25 protein-coding genes and 1 pseudogene are annotated in these 21,767 nt (G+C 70.5%); 20 read left to right on the top strand and 6 right to left on the bottom strand.

What is annotated here, in order from left to right:
- Positions 1-14 precede the first annotated feature (14 nt).
- The 13 genes from proS (at position 15) to IEZ13_RS03285 (ending at position 8,872) form a co-directional block, all read left to right on the top strand.
- Positions 15-1,421, top strand: a complete 1,407-nt coding sequence (gene proS, locus IEZ13_RS03345; protein ID WP_183216499.1) for a proline--tRNA ligase — start codon at positions 15-17, stop codon at positions 1,419-1,421.
- Between the two features lie 8 nt (positions 1,422-1,429).
- Positions 1,430-2,083: a ribonuclease FAU-1 family protein gene (locus IEZ13_RS03340; RefSeq protein WP_183216497.1), complete on the top strand. Its 654-nt coding sequence runs from the start codon at positions 1,430-1,432 to the stop codon at positions 2,081-2,083.
- Positions 2,084-2,393: 310 nt separating this feature from the next.
- Complete coding sequence (rpsP, locus tag IEZ13_RS03335; RefSeq protein ID WP_183216495.1) at positions 2,394-2,858, top strand: 30S ribosomal protein S16; 465 nt, start codon at positions 2,394-2,396, stop codon at positions 2,856-2,858.
- Entirely contained in the window at positions 2,836-3,093 is a 258-nt protein-coding gene (locus IEZ13_RS03330) for an RNA-binding protein (RefSeq protein WP_014447131.1), read from the top strand. The genes rpsP and IEZ13_RS03330 overlap by 23 nt, the downstream gene beginning before the upstream one ends.
- A gap of 6 nt (positions 3,094-3,099) precedes the next feature.
- Complete coding sequence (gene rimM / locus IEZ13_RS03325) at positions 3,100-3,666, top strand: ribosome maturation factor RimM (RefSeq protein WP_183217212.1); 567 nt, start codon at positions 3,100-3,102, stop codon at positions 3,664-3,666.
- Between the two features lie 40 nt (positions 3,667-3,706).
- Complete coding sequence (gene trmD / locus IEZ13_RS03320; protein WP_183216493.1) at positions 3,707-4,471, top strand: tRNA (guanosine(37)-N1)-methyltransferase TrmD; 765 nt, start codon at positions 3,707-3,709, stop codon at positions 4,469-4,471.
- Positions 4,472-4,597: 126 nt separating this feature from the next.
- On the top strand, positions 4,598-4,954 hold the full coding sequence (gene rplS, locus IEZ13_RS03315; RefSeq protein WP_183217210.1) for a 50S ribosomal protein L19: 357 nt from the start codon (positions 4,598-4,600) through the stop codon (positions 4,952-4,954).
- Positions 4,955-5,120: 166 nt separating this feature from the next.
- Positions 5,121-6,014 (top strand): signal peptidase I, encoded by an 894-nt coding sequence (gene lepB, locus IEZ13_RS03310; RefSeq protein ID WP_183216491.1) that lies wholly within the window; start codon positions 5,121-5,123, stop codon positions 6,012-6,014.
- The gene (lepB, locus tag IEZ13_RS03305) at positions 6,011-6,670 is read left to right on the top strand and encodes a signal peptidase I (RefSeq protein WP_183216489.1); all 660 of its coding nucleotides are present in this window, start codon (positions 6,011-6,013) and stop codon (positions 6,668-6,670) included. The genes lepB (IEZ13_RS03310) and lepB (IEZ13_RS03305) overlap by 4 nt, the downstream gene beginning before the upstream one ends.
- 24 nt (positions 6,671-6,694) lie before the next feature.
- Positions 6,695-7,171, top strand: coding sequence for an NUDIX hydrolase (locus IEZ13_RS03300; protein ID WP_229794421.1), 477 nt, complete (start codon positions 6,695-6,697; stop codon positions 7,169-7,171).
- Positions 7,172-8,011 (top strand): ribonuclease HII, encoded by an 840-nt coding sequence (locus IEZ13_RS03295; RefSeq protein ID WP_183216487.1) that lies wholly within the window; start codon positions 7,172-7,174, stop codon positions 8,009-8,011.
- On the top strand, positions 8,008-8,331 hold the full coding sequence (locus IEZ13_RS03290; RefSeq protein WP_014447123.1) for a DUF2469 domain-containing protein: 324 nt from the start codon (positions 8,008-8,010) through the stop codon (positions 8,329-8,331). The genes IEZ13_RS03295 and IEZ13_RS03290 overlap by 4 nt, the downstream gene beginning before the upstream one ends.
- A gap of 73 nt (positions 8,332-8,404) precedes the next feature.
- Positions 8,405-8,872, top strand: coding sequence for a murein hydrolase activator EnvC family protein (locus IEZ13_RS03285; RefSeq protein WP_183216485.1), 468 nt, complete (start codon positions 8,405-8,407; stop codon positions 8,870-8,872).
- Here the strand turns inward: IEZ13_RS03285 and IEZ13_RS03280 are convergent.
- The 3 genes from IEZ13_RS03280 to IEZ13_RS03270 form a co-directional block, all read right to left on the bottom strand.
- Positions 8,853-10,040: an aminotransferase class V-fold PLP-dependent enzyme gene (locus IEZ13_RS03280; RefSeq protein ID WP_183216483.1), complete on the bottom strand. Its 1,188-nt coding sequence runs from the start codon at positions 10,038-10,040 to the stop codon at positions 8,853-8,855. The two genes, IEZ13_RS03285 and IEZ13_RS03280, sit on opposite strands and share 20 nt — an antisense overlap.
- An 18-nt stretch (positions 10,041-10,058) precedes the next feature.
- Positions 10,059-11,045 (bottom strand): tyrosine recombinase XerC, encoded by a 987-nt coding sequence (locus tag IEZ13_RS03275; protein WP_183216481.1) that lies wholly within the window; start codon positions 11,043-11,045, stop codon positions 10,059-10,061.
- A 124-nt stretch (positions 11,046-11,169) separates the two neighbouring features.
- Positions 11,170-11,475, bottom strand: coding sequence for a hypothetical protein (locus IEZ13_RS03270; RefSeq protein WP_229794420.1), 306 nt, complete (start codon positions 11,473-11,475; stop codon positions 11,170-11,172).
- Positions 11,476-12,098: 623 nt separating this feature from the next.
- Between IEZ13_RS03270 and IEZ13_RS03265 the strand changes: the two genes are divergently transcribed.
- A complete protein-coding gene (locus IEZ13_RS03265; protein ID WP_067698744.1) occupies positions 12,099-12,284 on the top strand; it encodes a regulator in 186 nt (61 codons plus the stop codon).
- A 209-nt stretch (positions 12,285-12,493) separates the two neighbouring features.
- Here the strand turns inward: IEZ13_RS03265 and dprA are convergent, their stop codons facing one another.
- From dprA to IEZ13_RS03250, 3 genes are all read right to left on the bottom strand, one after another.
- Entirely contained in the window at positions 12,494-13,699 is a 1,206-nt protein-coding gene (gene dprA, locus IEZ13_RS03260; protein ID WP_229794419.1) for a DNA-processing protein DprA, read from the bottom strand.
- A gap of 196 nt (positions 13,700-13,895) precedes the next feature.
- A complete protein-coding gene (locus IEZ13_RS03255) occupies positions 13,896-15,431 on the bottom strand; it encodes a YifB family Mg chelatase-like AAA ATPase (protein ID WP_183216478.1) in 1,536 nt (511 codons plus the stop codon).
- Complete coding sequence (locus IEZ13_RS03250) at positions 15,431-15,790, bottom strand: YraN family protein (protein WP_183216476.1); 360 nt, start codon at positions 15,788-15,790, stop codon at positions 15,431-15,433. Before IEZ13_RS03250 ends, IEZ13_RS03255 begins: the two co-directional genes overlap by 1 nt.
- Before the next feature lie 348 nt (positions 15,791-16,138).
- Here IEZ13_RS03250 and rpsB point away from each other — a divergent pair, with 348 nt between their 5' ends.
- The 6 genes and pseudogenes from rpsB (at position 16,139) to rlmN (ending at position 21,735) form a co-directional block, all read left to right on the top strand.
- Positions 16,139-17,050, top strand: coding sequence for a 30S ribosomal protein S2 (gene rpsB / locus IEZ13_RS03245; protein ID WP_183216474.1), 912 nt, complete (start codon positions 16,139-16,141; stop codon positions 17,048-17,050).
- A gap of 29 nt (positions 17,051-17,079) precedes the next feature.
- Complete coding sequence (gene tsf / locus IEZ13_RS03240; protein ID WP_183216472.1) at positions 17,080-17,910, top strand: translation elongation factor Ts; 831 nt, start codon at positions 17,080-17,082, stop codon at positions 17,908-17,910.
- Positions 17,911-18,017: 107 nt separating this feature from the next.
- Positions 18,018-18,773, top strand: coding sequence for a UMP kinase (gene pyrH / locus IEZ13_RS03235; protein ID WP_183217204.1), 756 nt, complete (start codon positions 18,018-18,020; stop codon positions 18,771-18,773).
- 58 nt (positions 18,774-18,831) lie between these two features.
- Positions 18,832-19,389, top strand: coding sequence for a ribosome recycling factor (gene frr, locus IEZ13_RS03230; RefSeq protein ID WP_183216470.1), 558 nt, complete (start codon positions 18,832-18,834; stop codon positions 19,387-19,389).
- Between the two features lie 191 nt (positions 19,390-19,580).
- Positions 19,581-20,513 (top strand): annotated as a pseudogene (locus tag IEZ13_RS03225) (phosphatidate cytidylyltransferase); the annotation flags it as partial.
- A gap of 43 nt (positions 20,514-20,556) precedes the next feature.
- Positions 20,557-21,735, top strand: a complete 1,179-nt coding sequence (gene rlmN / locus IEZ13_RS03220; protein WP_183216467.1) for a dual-specificity RNA methyltransferase RlmN — start codon at positions 20,557-20,559, stop codon at positions 21,733-21,735.
- The last annotated feature ends 32 nt before the right edge of the window (positions 21,736-21,767 follow it).

The following is a 21,767-nucleotide window of genomic DNA, read 5'->3' as shown; positions in this document are numbered from 1 at the left end:
TACGATGCTTCCTCATGGCTCGCGTGCTCACTCCCCGTGCGGAGGACTTCCCCCGCTGGTACCAGGACCTCATCGCCAAGGCGCAGCTCGCCGACAACGGCCCGGTGCGCGGGACGATGGTGATCCGTCCGGTCGGCTACGCGATCTGGGAGCGGATGCAGGCCGACATGGACGCCCGGATCAAGGAGCAGGGCGTTCAGAACGCGTACTTCCCGCTCTTCATCCCGGAGAACTACCTGCGCCGCGAGGCCGACCACGTGGAGGGCTTCTCGCCGGAGCTGGCCGTGGTCACCCACGCCGGCGGCAAGGAACTGGCCGAGCCGCTGGTGGTGCGCCCCACCAGCGAGACGGTGATCGGCGAGTTCATGGCCAAGTGGGTCGACTCGTACCGTGATCTGCCTCTCCTGCTCAACCAGTGGGCCAACGTGGTCCGGTGGGAGCTGCGCCCGCGGACCTTCCTGCGGACCACCGAGTTCCTCTGGCAGGAGGGCCACACCGCGCACGCCACCGAGGCCGACGCGCGGGAGCACGCCCGGGACATCCACCGCAACGTCTACCAGGCGTTCATGGAGGAGTTCCTGGCCATCCCGGTCATCCCGGGCCGCAAGACCCGTGGCGAGCGCTTCGCCGGCGCCACCAACACGATGACCGTCGAGGCCATGATGGGCGACGGCAAGGCGCTCCAGATGGGCACCTCGCACGAGCTCGGACAGAACTTCGCGAAGGCGTTCGACATCACCTACTCGTCGGCCGAGCGGACCGTCGAGCACGCCTGGACCACCTCGTGGGGCACGTCCACCCGGATGGTCGGCGGTCTGATCATGGTGCACGGCGACGACAACGGCCTGCGGCTTCCGCCGCGGCTCGCGCCGATCCAGGTCCAGATCATGGTGGTCAAGGCGGGCGAGGGCGTCGCGGAAGCGGCGGCTCAGCTCACGGCAGACCTCAAGACCGCGGGCGTACGGGTGAAGCTCGACGACCGCGCGGACGTCCCCTTCGGCCGGCGTGCCGTGGACGCCGAGCTCCAGGGCATCCCGATCCGGATCGAGGTCGGCCCGCGTGACCTGGCCAACGGCAATGCCGTGGTGGCCCGCCGGATCGACGGCACCAAGTCGCCGGTCGCCCTGGCCGAGGTGGTGAACGAGGTCGTCGCCGCCCTCAAGGCCGACCAGCAGCGGCTCTTCGACGACGCGCTGGCGTTCCGGGTGGAGCGCACCGTCGAGGTGAAGACGCTCGCCGAGGCGATCGAGGCGGCGCAGACCGGGTTCGCCCGGGTGCCGTGGTCGGCGGTCGGCGAGGCCGGCGAGAAGGAGGCGAACGGCAAGGCCGTCACGGTCCGCTGCCTCACCCGCGAGGACGGCTCGATGCCGGAGTCGGACGAGGAGCCGGGCCTGATCGCCTACCTGGCCCGCTCCTACTGAGCGCTCGGATGGGTTTCGCGCCGGGCCGGCTGATCCTGCACCGGGACACCCACCACGGCCGGATCGCCTTCGTGCATCCCGGCCGGGTGGTCTCGGACGACGACCGTGGGCTGCTCATCTGGGTGGCCCGCGGTTCGGTGATCGCGGTCGAGACGACGCTGGACGGCCGTTTCCCGCGCGATCTCGCGTTCGCCGACTGGATGGCCGCCGAGCGGGCGCCCCGGACCGCCCGTTGGCGCGGCCCGGGCGTGCTGCGGTTCTTCCCGCCCGGGGAGAACCACTCGGTCTGGTTCTTCCGCGACGACGAGGGCCACTTCACCGAGTACTACGTCAACCTGGAGGAGTCCGCCGTCCGCTGGGACGACGGCGTGGCCGCCGGGATCGACGTGATCGACCAGGATCTCGACATCGTGGCCCGGCCGGGCGGCGCCTGGCGCTGGAAGGACGAGGACGACTTCGCCGAGCGCCTGGCCCACCCGGACCTCTACTGGGTCCCCGACGAGGCCGCGGTCTGGGCCGAGGGCCACCGAGTGATCAAGAAGATCGAATCCGCCGAGTTCCCGTTTGACGGCACCTGGACCGATTTCCGCCCGGATCCGTCCTGGCCCACTCCCGGCGAGCTGCCGGATGGCTGGGACCGCCCGGTCGTCGCACGGTCTTGATCTTCACCACTCACGCAGAATGAAGGGCCAGGGCCGGCGGAGCTGGGCCCCGGCCCGGCCTCGGCGGGAGCGACGGTCTGCACCATGCAGTCAGATGCGACATATCAGTTGTGAATTTGATCTTCGGTCCTAATCGCATCCCGATTGGGACCCACCCCTGGTCGTCTGGCAGAATGGCTCGTTGGTATCCGGCACGCTGCAGGCGCCCTCTAACCCCTGACAGCGCAAGCCAGTCCACGAGGCATCGGTCCCACATCCCCACGTGGGTTCCGGTCGGCTCACCCACGCAGTCATCAGGAGCGAAAACACCGTGGCCGTTAAGATCCGGCTCCTGCGGATGGGCAAGATCCGCAACCCGCAGTACCGCATCGTCGTCGCCGACTCGCGCACCAAGCGTGACGGCCGCGCCATCGAGTACATCGGCATCTACCAGCCGAAGGAACACCCCTCGGTCATCGAGGTCAAGTCCGACCGCGTGCAGTACTGGCTCTCCGTCGGCGCCCAGCCGTCCGAGCCGGTGCAGCGCATCCTGGAGAAGACCGGCGACTGGCAGAAGTTCAAGGGCCTGCCCGCTCCGGCCCCGCTGCTGGTCGCGCCGAGCAAGCAGAGCAAGGCCGAGGTGTTCGACGCCGAGTCGAAGGCCGCCGCCGGCGTCGCCGACAAGCCCGCCACCGCGAAGAAGGCGTCGAAGCCCGTTGAGGCCGCCGAGCCGAACCGCGAGGCTGTCGCCGAGACCGCTGAGGACCCGGCCGGTGCCGGCGCCGACGCGAGCTGACGGGGCGCTCCGGCCCGCGCTGGAGCACCTCGTCAAGGGCATCGTCGACAACCCGGACGACGTCCGGGTCCGGCTGGTCGACTCGCGCCGTGGCAAGCGGCTCGAGGTTCGCGTTCACCCCGAGGACCTGGGAACGGTCATCGGGCGTGGCGGGCGGACGGCCAAGGCCCTGCGTCAGGTGATCGGGTCGATCGGCGGTCGTGGCATCCGGGTCGACATCGTCGACGCGTACTGATCGATGCTGCTCGTCGTAGGCCAGATCGGTAAACCGCACGGCATCCGGGGCGAGGTCTCGGTGGTCGTGCGGACCGACGAGCCCGAGGAACGCTTCACCGCCGGGTCGGTGTTCATCACGGAGGTCCCCCGGGACCGCCGGGTGGGCGCCGGCCCGGCGGCCGCTCCCGCTCCCGGTGCTCGTTTCGAAGTCCCGAAGCAACTCACTCTCGAGTCGATCCGCTGGCATCAGGGCCGTGGGATCGCCGTCTTCGAGGGCATTCACGACCGTAACGTCGCCGAGGCGCTCAAGGGCGTCTTCCTCCAGGTGGACAGCGCCGGTCTGGCGCCCCCGGAGGACCCGGAGGAGTTCCACGACCACCAGCTCATCGGGCTGCGGGTGGAGTCCCTGGACGGCACCGAGCACGGCACCGTGCAGCGGATCGAGCACGCTCCGGCCTCGGACCTGATCGTGCTCGCGAAGAAGGGCGGCGGGACGGCTCTCATCCCGTTCGTCACCGCGATCGTCCCGACCGTGGACCTGCCCGGTGGCCGGGTCGTCGTCGACCTCCCGGAAGGCCTGCTCGACCTGTGACGGCTCTCCCTGTGGCGGCTCTCCCGGTTCGGGCTCTCCGGTGAAGGTCGACATCGTCTCGATCTTCCCGGACTATTTCGCGCCGCTCGAACTCTCGCTGATCGGCAAGGCGCGGACCACCGGCACGCTGAAGCTCGCCGTACACGATCTGCGCACCTGGACGTCCGACGTGCACCGGACCGTGGACGACACCCCGTACGGCGGTGGCCCGGGCATGGTGATGCGGCCGGAGCCGTGGGGCCAGGCCCTGGACGCGGTCGCCTCGCCGGGCGCCACGCTGATCGTGCCGTCCCCGGTCGGCCGGCCGTTCACCCAGGCCGACGCCCACGAACTGGCCGAGTTGGACCATCTGGTCTTCGCGTGCGGCCGCTACGAGGGCATCGACCAGCGGGTGATCGACGACGCCGCGGAGCGGATGCCGGTACGTGAGGTGTCGCTCGGTGACTACGTGCTCTTCGGCGGCGAGGTCGCGGTCATCGTGATCATGGAGGCGGTCACCCGGCTGCTGCCCGGGGTGCTCGGCAACGCCGACTCGCTCACCGAGGAGTCGCACGCCGCCGGCCTCCTGGAGGCCCCTGTCTACACCAAGCCGCAGTCCTGGCGCGATCGCGAGGTGCCGGAGGTGCTCCGCTCCGGCGACCACGGCCGGATCGCCCGCTGGCGGCGGGACCAGAGCCTGCTGCGCACCGCGTCCCGCCGGCCCGACATGTATGCCGCCTACCCCCCGGAGAATCTGAACAAGAAAGACCGGGTGGCGCTCACCGAGGCCGGATTTCAGATCCCGCCTCCGCGTGTGGCAGAGTAGGGAGGTTGCCGTCTACGCCCCGCGCCGCGGGGTGCGGACGAGGACTCTCCGAAGGCATGGAGGGTCAGAATCACCCATCCGCGTACCGAACTCCCGGTGCGCAACGAGTACGACGAGGATGCAGCGATGAACACGCTGGACGCTCTTGACGCCCAGTCGCGGCGTACCGACCTTCCCGACTTCCGGGCCGGTGACACGCTCAAGGTGCACGCCCGGGTCGTCGAAGGTAACCGTTCCCGTGTCCAGGTCTTCCAGGGCGTCGTGATCGCCCGCCAGGGCGCCGGTCTGCGTGAGACCTTCAAGGTCCGCAAGATCAGCTTTGGCGTCGGCGTCGAGCGGACCTACCCGCTCAACAGCCCGGCGATCGACCGGATCGAGGTCATCACCCGTGGTGACGTCCGCCGCGCCAAGCTCTACTACCTGCGTGAGCTCCGTGGCAAGAAGGCCAAGATCAAGGAGCTTCGGGAGAAGCAGACCGTCTGATTCACGCGGTGCGGCGGGAACGGGTGCGGGCGAACTACGCTTGCGGCTGTGCCTGGCGCGCTGTAGGTGAACCTTTTCAGTCCTACCGCTCGTAAATTTCCCTAAGCCGGGAAACTCGGGCGGTAGTGCTGTATCCGGGGGCGGTTCGGCCGGTAGGCGGCGGGAGATGCGAAGCGTGGATCCGATGGAAGGCTATCGGCCGTCTGAACGACGGCGGGCCGCGATGCGGCGCAAGGAGATGCCACTGTGGCAGGAGTTGCCGCTCCTGCTGATCGTGGCGTTCTGCTTGGCCGTTCTCATCCGGACCTTCTTGGTCCAGGCCTTCTACATCCCGTCGGGGTCGATGGAGAACACCCTGGCGATCCAGGACCGGGTCCTGGTCAACAAGGTCGTCTACGACATGCGTGACCCGCTGCGCGGCGAGATCGTCGTGTTCCGCGGCACCGACGACTGGGCGCCCGAGGTCACCGAGTCGGTCAGCAACACGTTCATGGCCAAGCTCGGCCGGACCATCGGTGACCTGGTCGGGGTCAGCCGTCCCGGCGAGCGCGACTTCATCAAACGGGTGATCGGCCTTCCGGGTGACAAGGTGGCCTGCTGCGACGAGCAGGGCCGGATCACCGTCAACGGCGTCGGCATCGACGAGGCGTACATCGCCGAGGGTTTCAACTCCGATCTGAGCCAGCCGCCGATCGCCGGGCAGTGCACCAGCCGCCGGTTCGCCGAGGTGACCGTCCCGGCCGGTGAGATGTTCGTGATGGGCGACCACCGTTCGGTCTCCCAGGACGCCCGCTGCCAGGGGACCGTGCCGATCGAGAACATCATCGGCCGGGCCTTCGTGGTGGTCTGGCCCAGTGACCGGTTCACCAGCCTCAACGTCCCCGACGTGTGGAAGCGGTATGCCGAGCAGTACCCGTCGGCGGCCGCCGCACACCCGGTCAAGGCCCGTGCGGAACGCCCCGCGGTGGCCACGGACGGGTTCCCGGTTCTGCTCGCACTGGCCCTATCCGCGCGTTCCGGCATGTCGTTGGTGACTCGACGACGTAGGCTCCGAGCGTGATTGACGAGCAGACCGAAAAACGCAAGGGCTCTTTCTGGCGCGAGCTCCCCATCCTGCTTGGCGTGGCGATCCTCGTCGCCTTCCTGGTCCGGGCGTTCGTGCTGCAGACGTTCTACATCCCGTCCCCCTCCATGCAGCACACGCTGGAGCTGTGGGACCGGGTGCTCGTCAACAAGCTGGTCTACGACTTCCGGGAGCCGCGCCGCGGCGAGATCATCGTCTTCAAGGCGCCGACCGCCTGGCAGTCCGGCGCCGACGGTGAGGACTTCATCAAGCGCGTCATCGGGCAGCCCGGCGACAACGTGGTCTGCTGCGACCAGCAGCAGCGGCTCGTCATCAACGGCAAGTCCCTCGACGAGCCGTATGTGTACGTCGAGGCCGACGGCACCCGCAACCAGGTCGCCGACCAGAATTTCGACATCACCGTCCCGGAGGGCCGCCTCTGGGTGATGGGTGATCACCGCGAGGCGTCCGGCGACTCGCTGGAGCACTACGAGCAGAGCGGCGCGGCCGACGAGGCCGGCAAGATCCAGGACGCGACGATCCCGGTCGACTCGGTCGTCGGCCGGGCCTTCACGATCTTCTGGCCGGCGAGCCGGGCGACCTGGCTGACCGTTCCGGGGGAGTTCGATTCCATCCCCGACGCGGGTAAGTAGCCATCCGAGCATAGGCTTGGTCGCGTGACCGAGGTGATTGACCGCCGTGCCGGCCGGGTTCTGCTGGTCGATCTGGCCGGCCGGGTCCTGCTGCTGCACGGCGGCGACCCGGCGCGCCCGGAGCAGCGCTGGTGGTTCACGCCCGGCGGCGGCCTGACACCGGGCGAGACGGTCGCCGACGCGGCCCGCCGCGAGCTGTTCGAGGAGACCGGCCTGCGGATCGGCCCGTCCGATCTGGGTGAGCCGGTCCACCACGAGGTGACCGAGTTCTCCTACGACCGTCGGCAGTACCGTCAGGAGCAGGACTTCTTCCTGGTCCGGGTGGCCGATTGGCAGGTCGACACGGCCGGGATGGAGGAGGCCGAGCGGCTCACCATCACCGAGCATCGATGGTGGTCGGCCGCCGAGATCGAGGCGAGTGCCGAGCAGATCTTCCCGGTCGACCTGGCCGCCCTGCTGCGCCGGCACACCGCCGACGCCGTACCGGATGGACGTTGTTAGATGCTGGCCCCACCACGCACCGTGGTCCGCCGCGAGGCCGGGCTCTACGCGCTGGAGCAGGCGCTTCAGCGCCGTGGCTTCCGGCACGTGGCCGGCGCCGACGAGGCGGGCCGCGGTGCCTGCGCCGGTCCGCTGGTCGCGGCCGCCGCGATCCTGCCCGAGGGCCGGCGCGGGGAGATCCCCGGCCTGGCCGACTCCAAGCTGCTGACGGCGGCGGCCCGGGAGCGCGTCTACGACCAGGTCGTCGCCAAGGCCCTGGCCTGGTCCGTGATGATCATCCAGCCGACCGAGGTCGATGCGCGCGGCCTGCACGTCTGCAACCTCGCGGCGATGCGCCGCGCGCTGGCGTCGCTCACCGTCCGCCCGGAGTACGTGCTGACCGACGGCTTCCCGGTCGACGGCCTCGGCGTGCCCGGTCTCGCGGTGTGGAAGGGCGACCGGGTCGCCGCCTGCGTCGCGGCCGCCAGCGTCCTGGCGAAGGTCACCCGGGACCGGCTCATGGTCGAGCTGGACGAGAGGTATCCGGACTACGGTTTCGCCGTTCACAAGGGCTACATCACCGAGGACCACAGCACCGCGCTGACCAGGCACGGACCGTGCCCCGAGCATCGATTCTCGTACGTCAACGTGGCCGCCGCCTCGGGGCGCGGCAACCGGCCGCCGCGGGCACGGCGTCCCGTTTCGTCATCGGCGCCTTCTTTGTTCGACGATGTATCCGTTACCGAGCCGCTGCTGCTTCCGGAGGCGGCGGCGGGTACCGTCGGCGTGGCGTCAGGCGAGCAGCCTCGGCCGTCGCCGTCAGTGGGGGAAGATGAGGCCATGGAGGGCGAAGAACGATGAGCGCAGAGGATCTCGAGAAGTACGAGACCGAGATGGAGCTGCAGCTCTACCGGGAGTACCGCGACATCGTCCGCCAGTTCTCCTACGTGGTGGAGACCGAGCGCCGGTTCTACCTGGCCAACCAGGTGGACCTGCACGTGCGCAACTCCGACGGTGAGGTGTATTTCGAGGTCGAGATGCACGACGCCTGGGTGTGGGACATGTATCGTCCGGCCCGCTTCGTGAAGAACGTGCGAGTGATGACGTTCAAGGACGTCAACGTCGAGGAGCTGGAGAAGCCGGACATCTCGCTGCCCGACGACGCCGGCTTCGGCGGCTGACGCCTCATCCACAGTTCGCGGCTGTCCACAGGGCCGGCCGCGTGCCGGCGGCTGACCGGGCAGGCTCTCCGGCATGCCCGGAATCGTCGCTCTCCTGTCCCTGCTGCTGTTCGTCGCGCCGTCCGGTTACACCTGGCCGGTGACGTCGCCGACGGTGCTGCGGCGCTTCGATCCGCCACCGCAACCCTGGCTGGCCGGGCACCGCGGGGTCGACCTGGGCGCCCCCGCCGGGGCGGTGGTGCGGTCCGCGGGCGCCGGCGTCGTCCTCCACGCGGGGACCATCGCCGGCCGCGGCGTGATCAGCGTCGCCCACGCCGGTGGTCTGCGGACCACCTACGAGCCGGTCACCGCCACGGTCGCGGTCGGCGAGCCGGTCACGGCCGGCCAGCCGATCGGCACCCTCCAGGCCGGGCATCCCGGCTGCCCGCAGGCCGCCTGCCTGCACTGGGGCCTGCGCCGCGGCCCGGCCTACCTCGACCCGCTCGCCCTGCTCGGGATCGGCCGGGTCCGGCTCCTGCCGCTCACCGCCGCATCTCCCTGATCAGGGCGGGCAGGCGTTCCGCCAGCAGGTGGTAATCCTCCGGCCGGTTGTAGATCTGCGCGCTCAGCCGGAGCAGCCCGCGCCCGCCCCACGCGTTCACCGCCACCTCCGCGGCCAGCTTGTCGGCGATCCGCAGCCGCAGCTCGAGAGCCTCCGGCGGGGTGCTGGCCAGCCCGGCCGGCAGCGGCACCACCCGCATGGACACCCCCGGTCCGCCGGGGCCGGGCAGATCGGCGGGCGCGAGGCCCAGGGCCTCACCGACGACCCGCTGACCGTAGGCCGCGAGCGCGACGTTGTGCTCCCGGACCGCCTCCAGCCCCAGCGTGCGCAGCGCGAAGACCCCGGCCGGGGCCGCCAGCCACGACGTGTAGTCGATCGTCCCCTGGAACTCCACGGACAGCGGGAAGCCCTCATCGTGCTCCCACGACACCACGAGCGGGTCGATCCGGCGGCGCCAGGCCGGCGCCACGGTCAGCAGGGCGGTGCCGCGGGGCGCCCAGCCCCACTTGTGCAGGTTCCCGGCCCAGAAATCGGCGCCGATCGCGGACACGTCCACCGGCAGCATCCCCGGCACGTGGGCGGCGTCCACCAGCACCGGGATGTCGTGCTCCCGGGCGGCGGCGACGATCTCGCGCACCGGGAAGAGAGCCGCCGTCGCCGACGCCACCTGGTCGACCACCAGCAGCCTGGTCCGGCCCGGCCGCAGCGCCGCCCGGATCCGGGCCGTGACGTCCGCGGCGGAGGCGCCGAGCGGGACCGCCACCGTCCGCGCCGTCGCCCCCGAGCGCCGGCACTGCCTGCGGACCGCCATTGTCACGGCCCCGTAGGCATGATCGGTCAGCAGCACCTCGTCGGCCGCCCGCAAGCCCACCGACTGGAGGATCAGCGAAACGGCGGCCGTCGTGTTCGGCACCAGGGCGCTGCCGTCCGGGTCGGCGCCGAGGAAGGCCGCCAGATGACGTCGGGTGTGGACGATCCGGTCCATCAGCCCGGAGCCGTAGAAGCGCAGCGGATTCGCCTCGACCTCGTCCCGGAGCCGCTGCTGGGCCCGCTGCACGCTGATCGGCATGGCGCCGAACGAGCCGTGATTCAAATGGGACACCGACGGATCCAGCGAGAAGAGCAGACGGGCGCCCGGAATGGGCCGCGGAATCTCCGGGGCGGTCATGTTGTGGATCGTACGATGTCAGGCCCGCGGGTGCGCCTGATTGAAGGCCGTACGCAGGCGCTCGGTCGACACATGGGTGTAGATCTGGGTGCTCGCCAGCGAACTGTGCCCCAGCAGCTCCTGCACCGCCCGCAGGTCAGCGCCCCCGTCCAGCAGATGGGTGGCCGCCGAATGCCGCAGATCGTGCGGCCGGGTGTGCGGCAGCCCCGCCGCCCGGGCCGCGCCCGCCACGATCCGCCGAACCACGGTCGGCTGTAGGCGGCCGCCCTTCACCCCCAGGAAGAGGGCGTCCCGGCTCCCCCTCGCCACCAGCTCGGGCCGCCCCCGGCGAAGCCAGTCGTCGAGCGCGCGGCGAGCCGGATGCCCGAAGGGCACGGCGCGCTCCTTGGCGCCCTTCCCGAAGACCCGGACCACCTGCCGGGTGTGATCCACATCGGAGCGGTCGAGATTGCAGAGCTCACTCACCCGGACACCCGTCGCGTAGAGCAACTCCAGAACGGCCCGGTCCCGCAGCTCCAGCACACTCCCGGCGCCGCTTCCACCACCCTCCGCGTGTTCTCGCGGATCGTCCCGCTCACTGGCCGGGCCCGGGCCGGGTGAGGTGGTCACCAGAGTCGCGGCCTGGTCGGCGCGAAGGACCGTCGGCAGGCCGCGATGTGCGCGCGGGGTCACGAGCTGCGTGCCCGGGTCGGTGGGAGCCCGGCCGGTGCGATGGGCCCAGCCGGTGAAGGCGCGGGCCGCCGCCGCACGCCGGGCCTGCGAGGTACGAGCCGCGCCCGACCCGATCCGGGCGGCGAGCCACCCGCGCAGCAGTGTGATGTCCAGTTCGGCGACGCTGGACCGGCCCTCGTAGGCGGCGTGGTCGAGGAGCGAGACGACGTCCCCGGTGTAGGCACGCACGGTGTGCTCCGAACGGCCCTCCACCACCGCCAGGTGCCGGCTGAACTCGTCCACCGCCTCGCGCAGCCCCCGGGGCAGTCGCTCGTGCATCTCACGGATCCGCATCACTCCTGACCGTCCTACCGTCGGACCGTGCCGTCAAGCTTCCGCGCCCACATGTGAGGTGGAACGGCGCCACCGTCCCGGGGTGCCGACCGGCTCGTCCCATCCGGGAGTCTGTCCGGACGCGCTATCGGCCGCGCGTCCAGGAGATGAAGCGCTCGTACAGGTTCAGCGGCGCGGACTCGCCCTGGGCTGTGAAGTCGTCGAGCGCGTCGTACATCTGCGCCGACAGGTAGATCTTCAACAGTGACGGGAATTCGGTGTACTCGGCCAGGAGTCGCTTTTTCGCCTCGGCGCAGGGCCATGGCTCCCGGCAGACGCGGCAGAGCCAATGAGGACGGTCGTGCAGATGTTCTGCCTCGTGTTCGATGGACAAACGTTCCCCCGAAAGGATCGGCTGTTTGGTGGTGGGCGGCGATTTCCGGCCGTTCATTCGTCGCCGTTGTGAGAGCCGTATGAGTCCGAGCCGAGGTGGTCAGTGGCCGTGACGTCGACGCCGGCGTGTGGGGCGGCCGTTCTGCCGGGCCCGATGTTCCTGAGCCGGGGTGAGACGGCCGGCGCGCCCGACGTCGAACTCTCCGGAGGTGCGGGCAGGCGCGGGTGCTCGGGGCCCGGAGGCGCCCGGGTGTGCGGGAGGCTTGGGACCGGAGGCCCCCGGACGAGTGGGAGGTCTCGGTGCGGGCGTGGCTCCCGTGGGAGGCTGGGGCCCGGCCGGGGTGTCCGGGCCGGGACGGACGGCCCTCGACCGGTAGAGGCCCGGCCGACCCCGTGGCACCTCCTGGTCCACGGCCGGGGGCCGGGGCGGATAGGGCGGCGGTGGTGAGGGTGGGATGCGGTCGATGCATGGCGCGGGGAGGCCGCATATGCAGCGACGCCACAGGGTCCGCCAATCGCGTCGATGGCGAGGGTGATGGGGTACCGGCTCGGCTGAATCGCGACGAGAGGTCATCGGCTCACCTTACTTGCCTGGTGACAACCTGTCCCATAGCAAGTTGATTGTTGACTAATTGACCCGCGCCTACGGTCGATCGCGTGGGAGTGAAGCCGATCCGACTCATGGGCGCGCACGAAATCCGTATCCGTCTGGGTGGTGTCAGTCGCCAGCGGGCGTACCAGATCACCAGCCGCGCGGACTTTCCGAAGCCGGCCGCCGACCTGGCGCAGGGCAAGGTCTGGCTGACCGAAGACGTCGAGGCCTGGATGAAGGTTCACCGCCGTGACCTGGACGAGTCCGAGGACTGACCCGTCCGGTCACGTGTCGTGACCCGTTGACCGGCTCGTGTGCCGGCCGCCGTTCCGGCGGTGGCCGGCACTCTCGACGAGCCGGTCGCAGCCGTGCCCTTCGGCTGATGACGGTTGTCGATGTAAGCCATCGATGGCCCGGCCATCCCGTGGCCTCTCGATAGGTGGGCGATCAGTCCGGATAGTCCGAACGTTCGGATGGGATGCGATCACTCGTCGGAGTGACGGATGGGCCGCTGGTCGGGTGACAGCGCGAATCCGTCCCCGGTGCGGACCACCAATGCGGCCATCTCCAGCAGGGAGAGCCGCCGCAACACGGTCCGCAGGCTCAGTCGCGCGCCGACGGCGAGCTCCTCCGGCGTGAGCGCTCCCCGCGACGGCAGGGACTCCATGATCAGGGCCGACTCCTCGTCGAGGCTGTCGCGCCGGTGCTCCGGGCCGCGCGGCGGATCCGCCAGGTATTCGCCGATCCGGCCGACCTCCTCGAGCACGTCCGTGGCCGAGGTCACCACCCGGGCGTACGGATGGCCGCGCAGGATCTCGTGGCAGCCGACCGACATCGCCGACGTGACCGGGCCCGGCACCACCATCGCGGGCCGTCCGAGCGCCAGCACCCGGCTCATCGTCTGGGTCGCGCCGCTGCGGGCCGCCGCCTCGACCACGACCGTGCCGGCGGTGATCGCGGCGATCACCCTGTTCCGGATCAGGAACCGGTGCCGGAACGGCGCCGCGCCGATCGGCCACTCGCTCACCAGCAGGCCCCGCTCGGCGATCCGGTCGAACATCGCGGAGTTCCCCGCCGGGTAGGGCCGGTCCACGCCGCAGGCGAGGATCGCCACCGTCCGGCCGTCGGCGGCCAGCGCGCCGCGATGGGCGGCCGTGTCGATCCCGAACGCGCCGCCGGAGACGACGGTCCATCCCTTACCGGAGATCGAGTACGCCATGTCGGTCGTGACGTGTCTGCCGTAGGGGGTGGAGGCCCGGGCGCCGACGATCGCCACCGATCTCTCCAGCGTCTCGCCGAGGGCCGGCGCACCGCGCACCCAGAAACAGAGAGGTGGCCTGGTGTCCTGGTTGACGATCCCGCCGGCGTCGAGCTCCAGAGTCGCCAGGTCGTCGACCCGGGTGGGCCACTCGTCGTCGGCGGGTACGACGAGGCGGGCGCCGAGCCGGTCCGCCCGGCGCAGAGCGATCTCCGCCACCCGGCGTGGATCACCGGACCTGAGCCGGGCGGTGACCGCCGAGCGCAGGCGGGCGTCCGGGATGTCACCGTCGAGCAGCCGGTCCAGCGCGGCCGGTGCGCCGGCCTGCTGGACGAGTGTCCACACCGCCCGGTTGCCGGGCTCGGCGAGCCAGGTCAGCGCGACACGGGCGGCCCGGTCGGCCGGCTCACCCGCGCCGGGGCAGCCGCTCATGCCGGACATCCCGCGGCGATCACGAGAACAACGGCGATCACGGCGACGAGCGCCGCACGGGTGACGGCACGAGCCGTGGCGAGATTCATCAAAAGGCTCCTGAAAGGTACGGCGGGGAGAGCCGCCTCGGGCGCGGGGCAGCCGAGTCGGTGAAGCGGTCGGTAACGGGCGGGGGAGACGCCGGGACGGATGGCGATCAGGTGGCGGAGCGGGTGGTTGGCTCGCCCATGCGCAGCTGGTATGCCTCACAGACGTCCCCCACCGCGGGCCGGTCCCGCCCGTCCAGGTCGGCGATGGTCCAGGCCAACCGCAGACACCGGTCGAAGCCGCGCGCCGACAGCACCCCGATCTCCAGGGCGTCGTGCAGCACGGCCGTGTCCCGGGATGGCAACCGCCACGGCGGCCGCCGCAGCCGGTGCCCGGGGACCTCGGCGTTGACCCGCCAGCCGCCGGTCGCCCATCGGGCCGCGGCCGCCGTCCGGGCGCGGGCCACCCGGGCCGCGACGGCCGTGGACGGCTCGGCGGGCTCGGTGGCGACGGTCAGCTGGGCGGCCCGTACCGGCAGCAGGTGGATCTTCATGTCGATCCGGTCCAGCAGCGGCCCGGACAGCTTGCCCAGATAGCGGCGCCGGACCAGAGGCGTGCACTGGCAGGCGTGGTCCCCGGCCGGGCTGGCGCAGGGGCACGGGTTCGCGGCGACGACCAGCTGCGCCCGGGCCGGGTACTCGGTGGTGCCGCGGGCCCGGGACAGCACCACCCGTCCGCTCTCCAGGGGCTGCCGGAGCGCCTGGAGCGTGCCGCGGCCCATCTCGGGCACCTCGTCGAGGAAGAGCACGCCCCGGTGGGCGAGGCTGAGCGCGCCCGGCCGGATCAGCCCGGAGCCGCCGCCGACCAGGGCCGCCAGTGACGAGCTGTGGTGTGGCGCCTGGAACGGCGGCCGGCGGACCAGCCCCCCGTCCGGCGGCAGCACCCCGGCGATCGACTGGAGGGCGGTGACCTCGAGGGCGGCGTCGTCGTCGAGCTCCGGGAGGATGGACGGGAGCCGCTCGGCGAGCATCGTCTTGCCGGATCCGGGTGGGCCGAAGAGGGCCAGGTGGTGGCCACCGGCCGCGGCGATCTCCAGGGCGTACCGGCCGATCTCCTGGCCGGCCACGTCGGCCAGGTCGGGACCGGGCGGCTCGGCCGTCTCCGGTGCGGCCGGCGGATCGAGCAGCGCTGCCTCACCGCGGGCGAACTCGACGAGGCGGTGCAGGGTGTCGACGGCCCGCACGGTGACGCCCGGTACGACGGTCGCCTCCCGCGCGTTGCCGGCCGGCACGATGACGCGGGTGATCCCGGCCCGGGCGGCCGCGGCCACCATCGGCAGCACCCCGCGCACCGGTCGCACCGTGCCGTCGAGGCCGAGCTCGCCGAGCAGCACGACCCGGTCGAGTGGTGCCGGCGGCAGCTCACCGGCTCCGGCCAGCACCGCCGCGGCGATCGCCAGATCGAAGGAGCTGCCGTGCTTGGGCAGGGCGGCGGGCAGCAGGTTCACCGTGATCCGCCGGTTGGGCCAGTCCCGTCCGGAGTTCACCACGGCGGCCCGGACCCGGTCGCGGGCCTCGTTGAGCGCGGTGTCGGGCAGGCCGGTGAGGGCCAGTGCGGGCAGACCGGTGGAGAGGTCCGCCTCGACCTCGACGAGGTGACCGGCGACCCCGGCGAGGCCGACACAGAGCACGCGCGCGTAACTCATCAGAAAGCGCCCCGGATGTGCACCAGGCGGGTGGCGCCACGTGGTTGCGGCATGACCTCCACCACGTCGAAACGGACGCTTCCTCCCCGTACCCCCGTCTCGGTCAGCCAGCGGGCCGCCAGCCGGCGCAACCGGCGCACCTTGCGGTCACCCACCGCGGCCGCCGGTGGACCGAAGGACGCCGTGCGGCGGGTCTTCACCTCGCAGAAGACCAGGTCGTCGCCGTCGCGCAGGATCAGGTCGACCTCGCCGTCGGCGCAGCGCCAGTTGCGTTGCAGCAGGATCAGGCCGCTGTCCTGGAGGTGCCGGGCGGCCAGTCGTTCGCCGTACGCGCCGACCGCTCGTCGCTGAGTCGTCATGACCCGGCACCGTGGCACCGATCGCGGCGGACCGCTCGGCGCCCTGTGGGTCGCGCGGCGCTGTGGATGACCGTCAGCCGTCCGCCGGATCGTGATAGCGACCCAAGACAAGAGGGTGGACCGGCCCGGCGCGGGGCTTGGCGTATGCTTGTCGGCGGCGACCGCCCACGCGGTCGACCTCGCGTGCCCTCCGAACGTGCCGTGGTCTGAGTCACTCAGAGTAACGGTCGTCGGCGGCGGCCCTCCCTGGTCCCGATCTCTTCGGGTCCGACCGTGGCCGCTGACCGGGCGCCAGGACGCCCACCGCCGGTGGGCGTGACAACCAGGGAAGATCAGGGAGTGCCAACCATGGCCGTCGTGACCATGCGTCAGCTGCTCGAGAGCGGTGTCCACTTCGGGCACCAGACCCGGCGCTGGAACCCGAAGATGAAGCGCTTCATCTTCACCGAGCGCAACGGCATCTACATCATCGACCTGCGCCAGACCCTCGACTACATCGAGAAGGCGTACAGCTTCATCCGGGACACCGTCGCCGAGGGTGGCCACATCCTCTTCGTCGGCACCAAGAAGCAGGCGCAGGAGGCCATCGCCGAGCAGGCGACCCGGGTCGGTCAGCCGTATGTCAACCACCGCTGGCTCGGTGGCATGCTGACCAACTTCCAGACGGTGTACAAGCGTCTTCAGCGGATGAAGGAGCTCGAGGCCCTGGGTGACCTGAGCGGCACCGCCGCCGGTTACACCAAGAAGGAGACCCTCCAGCTCTCCCGCGAGAAGGAGAAGCTCACCAAGACCCTCGGTGGTCTGCGTGACATGACCAAGGTGCCGTCGGCGATCTGGGTCGTGGACACCAAGAAGGAGCACATCGCGGTCGACGAGGCCCGGAAGCTCAACATCCCGGTCATCGCGGTGCTGGACACCAACTGTGACCCGGACGAGGTCGACTTCCCGATCCCGGGCAACGACGACGCGATCCGCTCCGCCGAGCTGCTGACCAAGGTCGTCGCCAGCGCCGTCGCCGAGGGCCTGATCGCCCGCTCCGGCCGTGGCCGCGGTGGCAACGCCGAGAAGCCCGAGCCGGGCACCGTCGCTGCCGGCGAGCCGCTGCCCGAGTGGGAGCGGGACCTCTACGAGGGCGCCGAGAAGAAGGCTGAGGAGCCGGCCGCCGCCGCTGCTCCGGCTGAGGCTGCTCCGGCCGAGGCCGCTCCGGCTGAGGCTGCTCCGGCTGAGGCCGCTCCGGCCGCCGCCGTCCCCGCCGAGTAACTCGACCGACTGACATCGAGAGAAGAGTCATGGCTAACTACACCGCCGCGGACGTCAAGAAGCTCCGCGACCTCACCGGTGCCGGCATGATGGACTGCAAGAAGGCGCTCGAGGAGTCCGAGGGCGACTTCGACAAGGCTGTCGAGTTCCTCCGCATCAAGGGTGCGAAGGACGTCGGCAAGCGGGCCGGCCGGACCGCCGCGAACGGCATCGTCAGCCACTCGGGCGGCGCGCTGCTCGAGCTGAACTGCGAGACCGACTTCGTCGCCAAGACCCCGGACTTCGTGGCTCTGGGCGACCGGCTGGTCAAGTTCGGTGAGGACAACAAGATCGCTGACGCCGCCGCGCTGCTGGCCGCCACGATCGAGGACGGCAAGACCGTCGCCGACCTGGTCCAGGACTACGCCGCCAAGATCGGCGAGAAGATCGTGGTCAACCGCTTCACGATCGTCGACGGCACCGTTGCGGTCTACCTGCACCGCAAGGCGCAGGACCTGCCGCCGCAGGTCGGCGTCCTGGTGCAGTACACCGGCAAGAGCGACGAGGCGGCCGACAACGACGCCCGCGCGGTCGGAATGCAGATCGCCGCGATGCGCCCGAAGTTCCTGACCCGCGAGGAGGTCCCGGCCGAGGTCGTCGAGACCGAGCGCCGCGTGGCCGAGCAGACCGCTCGTGAGGAGGGCAAGCCGGAGCAGGCGCTGCCCAAGATCATCGAGGGCCGGGTGAACTCCTTCTTCAAGGACTTCGTCCTGCTCGAGCAGGCTTCGGTCGTCGACAACAAGAAGACGGTCAAGCAGGTCGTCAGCGAGTCCGGCATCGAGGTCACCCGCTTCGTCCGGTACGAGGTCGGCCAGGAGTAAGGCGAGTAACGCTGTGGCACGGGAGGTCGGGTACGCGATTCAGCGCCCGGCCTCCCGGTCGCATAAGGTCTCCTGCAGATAGCGAAGGAAAGGCGGGTCTCATGACGATGGTGACCGAGCAGTCCGCCACGGTTGACCAGAACCCGCCGGCCATGCGGCCACGGCGGGTCGTGCTCAAACTCTCCGGCGAAGTCTTCGGCGGCGGCGCGGTCGGGGTCGAGCCCGACGTGGTCCAGTCGCTGGCGAAGCAGATCGCGACCGTGACGCGGCGCGGCATCCAGGTCGCCGTGGTGGTCGGCGGCGGCAACTTCTTCCGTGGCGCGGAGCTGCAGAAGCGCGGCATGGACCGCAACCGGGCGGACTACATGGGCATGCTCGGCACGGTGATGAACTGCCTGGCCCTCCAGGACTTCCTGGAGAAGGAGGGCATCGAGACCCGCGTGCAGACCGCCATCACGATGGCCCAGGTCGCCGAGCCGTACCTCCCTCTCCGTGCGATCCGTCACCTGGAGAAGGGCCGGGTCGTGATCTTCGGCGCGGGCGCCGGCATGCCGTACTTCTCCACCGACACGGTGACCGCCCAGCGTGCGCTGGAGATCCACGCGGACATGGTGCTGATGAGCAAGAACGGCGTGGACGGGGTCTACACCGCCGACCCCCGGATCGACCCCACCGCCCGGAAACTGGAGACCATCACCTTCCAGGGCGTCCTCCAGCGCGGGTTGCGGGTGGCCGACCAGGCCGCGTTCAGCCTCTGCGAGGAGAACAAGCTCCCGATGCTGGTCTTCGGCGCCGAGGGCGACGACACCATCGTGCGCGCGTGTGCCGGCGAGCGGATCGGGACCCTGATCACCGCCGACTGATCGCGCTCCGTCCCCACATCCCGCACCACCGAAGACAGCAAGGAGGCGAGAAGAGCCGGTGATCGAGGAAACCCTCTTCGAGGCCGAGGAGAAGATGGAGAGCGCGGTCGAGCACGCCAAGGAGGAGTTCGCCGCCATCCGTACCGGCCGGGCTACTCCCGCGATGTTCTCCAAGATCCTGGTCGACTACTACGGTGCGCCCACGCCGGTGACGCAGATGGCGTCCGTCGGCGTCCCGGAGCCGCGCATGGTCATCGTGAAGCCCTACGACGCGTCCCAGCTGGGTCCGATCGAGCGGGCGATCCGTGACTCCGATCTCGGGGTCAACCCCAACAACGAGGGTACGCAGCTGCGCATCCACCTCCCGCAGATGACGGAGGAGCGCCGCCGAGAGATGATCAAGGTGGCCCGCGGCAAGGCCGAGGACGGCCGTGTCGCGATCCGTAACGTCCGCCGCAAGGCCAAGGACCAGATCGACAAGCTGGTCAAGGACGGCGATACCGGTGAGGACGAGGGCCGTCGCGCCGAGAAGGAACTCGACGACGTCACCCACCGCTACGTCGCCGCGATCGACGAGCTTCTCAAGCACAAGGAAGCCGAGTTGCTCGAGGTCTGAGCACCGGACGAAGCCCGGCCCGCCTCGCCGTCAGGTGTGCCGGGCTTCCGCCTGTTCGGCCGGTCCCGGTTCACGGATGGTTAAATTCCCGGCCATCTCGAACCCTGTTCAACCGTCACCTTTGCAGTACGCTCTGCACGGTTTCTGTGAGCATGAGGTAGGGGTCGGCATTGTCTTTGCAACCAGCGGCAGCGCCGCCCGCGTACCCCGGAACGGAATCGATGATCGAGCCCGGTAACCCGCAGCCGGCGGAGACCGCCAGGAGCGGCGGCAAGGGCCGCCGCCGTGCCGGGAAAGGCCGCAAACCGCAGGGTGGCAGCCGCGCCGGCCGTAACCTGCCCGCCGCCATCGCGGTCGGTCTCAGCCTGGGCCTGATCGTCCTGGCGTCCCTGCTGATCGAGCCGATCGCCCTGCTGGCCGTCCTCGTGGTGGCCTCCGGGGTCGGTGCCTGGGAGATGGCCCGCGCGCTGGCCACCACCGGCGCCCGTCCGCCGTTGATCCCGCTGATCGCCGGCAGCACCGTGATGATCGGCCTGGCCTGGTTCGAGGGCGTCGACGCGCTGACCTTGGGCCTGGTCGCCACGGTCGGCGCCGCGGTCCTGTGGCGGCTCGCCGACGGGGTGGCCGCGGTCCGCCGGGACTTCACCCCCAGCCTCCTGATCGCCGTCTACGGCCCGTTCCTGCTGAGCTTCGCGGCCGTGCTGGTGCAGATGGACGACGGCCCGCTGCGGGTGATCTGCACCCTGGTCGCCGTGGTGCTCTCGGACACAGGTGGGTACGCCGCCGGGGTGTTCCTCGGCAAGCACCCGATGGCTCCGAAGATCAGCCCGAAGAAGTCGTGGGAGGGCTTCGCCGGTTCGGTCACGGCGGCCGCCATCGGCAGCGGCGCGCTGCTCTTCTTCCTGCTCGACGTGCCGGTCTACGGGGGCCTGCTGTTCGGCGCGGTCATCTCGGTGGTGGCGGTGCTCGGCGACCTGGCCGAGTCCATGCTGAAGCGGGATCTCGGCGTGAAGGACATGAGCAACCTGCTGCCCGGGCACGGCGGCCTGATGGACCGGCTGGACTCGATCCTGTTCGCCGTTCCGACCGCGTACCTGCTCTTCGCGATCATCGCCCCGAGCTAGCTATGGGCGAGAGACTCGGCGAACGTGGGAGACTGGATACGCCATGACGATTCTTCCGGTCATCCCGATCAGCCCCGACCAGCCAGACGCGGTTACTACCCGCCGCCGTCCGAGCATGCCCCCGCGCCACCTCGCCGACCTGGATCTCGCCGGCCGCAAGAGCGCGGTGGCGAGCCTGGGCGAGCCCGCGTTCCGGGCCAAGCAGCTCTCCACCCACTACTTCGGCCGCCTGGTGCGGGACGTCTCCGAGATGACCGACCTGCCGGCCGCGACCCGCGAGCGGCTCACCGCGGACCTGCTGCCCACCCTGCTCACCCCGATCCGGGAGCAGGCGTGCGACGACGGCGCGACGCGCAAGACGCTGTGGAAGCTGCATGACGGCGCGCTCGTGGAAAGTGTCCTGATGGGTTACCCCGACCGGGTGACCGCCTGTGTGTCGAGCCAGGCCGGCTGCGGTATGGCGTGCCCGTTCTGCGCGACCGGCCAGCAGGGCCTGACCCGCAACCTGTCGGTGGCGGAGATCGTGGACCAGGTGGTCTACCTGGCCGGTGTGGCGGCGTCCGGTGCGGTCACCGGTTCCCCGCCGCGGCTGTCTCGCGTGGTCTTCATGGGGATGGGCGAGCCGCTGGCCAACTATCCGCGGGTCATCGAGGCGGTGCGGCGCCTCACCACGCCCGCTCCGGAGGGTCTCGGGCTGTCACAACGGCACATCACCGTGTCCACGGTGGGTTTGGTGCCCGCAATGCGCCGGTTGATCGCCGAACAGCTCTCGGTGACTCTTGCGCTGTCACTGCATGCCCCCGATGATGATCTGCGCGATGAGCTTGTGCCCGTCAACCAGCGTTGGAAGGTGGCCGAGGTGCTCGATGCCGCGTTCGACTACGCGGCGCAGACCGGCCGTCGGGTTTCCATCGAATACGCCCTGATCAGGGACGTAAACGATCATCCCTGGCGTGCCGACCTGCTGGGCCGCCTTCTGAACGGCAAGCTGGCCCATGTGAATCTCATCCCGCTCAACCCGACACCGGGCAGCAAGTGGGATGCCAGTCCCAAACCGGTCGAGCGCGAGTTCGTCCGCCGGCTTCGTGAGGCCGGCGTCGCGGCGACCGTTCGCGACACCCGGGGGCGGGAGATCGACGGCGCATGCGGCCAATTGGCCGCGGGCGAGCTGACGCACGCGAGCGCAGGGGGCGCCGCAGCCGACGCGGAGGTGGCACAGTGACTGGGCGTAGGTCCCAGCGAGCGGAGTGGGAG

The organism is Actinoplanes campanulatus, from assembly GCF_014647795.1.
GTDB classification, from domain to species: domain Bacteria; phylum Actinomycetota; class Actinomycetes; order Mycobacteriales; family Micromonosporaceae; genus Actinoplanes; species Actinoplanes campanulatus.
Note: the sequence above shows the minus strand (reverse complement) of the source record. Positions and strands in the feature narration are given on the sequence as shown.

What these genes read in the sequence shown, in the direction of transcription:
- proS (WP_183216499.1), top strand. Translation starts at nt 15, where the DNA reads ATGGCTCGCGTGCTCACTCCCCGTGCGGAGGACTTCCCCCGCTGGTAC.
- IEZ13_RS03340 (WP_183216497.1), top strand. Translation starts at nt 1,430, where the DNA reads ATGGGTTTCGCGCCGGGCCGGCTGATCCTGCACCGGGACACCCACCAC.
- rplS (WP_183217210.1), top strand. Translation starts at nt 4,598, where the DNA reads ATGAACACGCTGGACGCTCTTGACGCCCAGTCGCGGCGTACCGACCTT.
- lepB (WP_183216491.1), top strand. Translation starts at nt 5,121, where the DNA reads ATGCGAAGCGTGGATCCGATGGAAGGCTATCGGCCGTCTGAACGACGG.
- IEZ13_RS03295 (WP_183216487.1), top strand. Translation starts at nt 7,172, where the DNA reads ATGCTGGCCCCACCACGCACCGTGGTCCGCCGCGAGGCCGGGCTCTAC.
- IEZ13_RS03290 (WP_014447123.1), top strand. Translation starts at nt 8,008, where the DNA reads ATGAGCGCAGAGGATCTCGAGAAGTACGAGACCGAGATGGAGCTGCAG.
- IEZ13_RS03285 (WP_183216485.1), top strand. Translation starts at nt 8,405, where the DNA reads ATGCCCGGAATCGTCGCTCTCCTGTCCCTGCTGCTGTTCGTCGCGCCG.
- IEZ13_RS03280 (WP_183216483.1), bottom strand. Translation starts at nt 10,040, where the DNA reads ATGACCGCCCCGGAGATTCCGCGGCCCATTCCGGGCGCCCGTCTGCTC.
- IEZ13_RS03275 (WP_183216481.1), bottom strand. Translation starts at nt 11,045, where the DNA reads ATGCGGATCCGTGAGATGCACGAGCGACTGCCCCGGGGGCTGCGCGAG.
- IEZ13_RS03270 (WP_229794420.1), bottom strand. Translation starts at nt 11,475, where the DNA reads ATGAACGGCCGGAAATCGCCGCCCACCACCAAACAGCCGATCCTTTCG.
- IEZ13_RS03265 (WP_067698744.1), top strand. Translation starts at nt 12,099, where the DNA reads ATGGGCGCGCACGAAATCCGTATCCGTCTGGGTGGTGTCAGTCGCCAG.
- dprA (WP_229794419.1), bottom strand. Translation starts at nt 13,699, where the DNA reads ATGAGCGGCTGCCCCGGCGCGGGTGAGCCGGCCGACCGGGCCGCCCGT.
- IEZ13_RS03255 (WP_183216478.1), bottom strand. Translation starts at nt 15,431, where the DNA reads ATGAGTTACGCGCGCGTGCTCTGTGTCGGCCTCGCCGGGGTCGCCGGT.
- IEZ13_RS03250 (WP_183216476.1), bottom strand. Translation starts at nt 15,790, where the DNA reads ATGACGACTCAGCGACGAGCGGTCGGCGCGTACGGCGAACGACTGGCC.
- rpsB (WP_183216474.1), top strand. Translation starts at nt 16,139, where the DNA reads ATGGCCGTCGTGACCATGCGTCAGCTGCTCGAGAGCGGTGTCCACTTC.
- tsf (WP_183216472.1), top strand. Translation starts at nt 17,080, where the DNA reads ATGGCTAACTACACCGCCGCGGACGTCAAGAAGCTCCGCGACCTCACC.
- pyrH (WP_183217204.1), top strand. Translation starts at nt 18,018, where the DNA reads ATGGTGACCGAGCAGTCCGCCACGGTTGACCAGAACCCGCCGGCCATG.
- rlmN (WP_183216467.1), top strand. Translation starts at nt 20,557, where the DNA reads ATGACGATTCTTCCGGTCATCCCGATCAGCCCCGACCAGCCAGACGCG.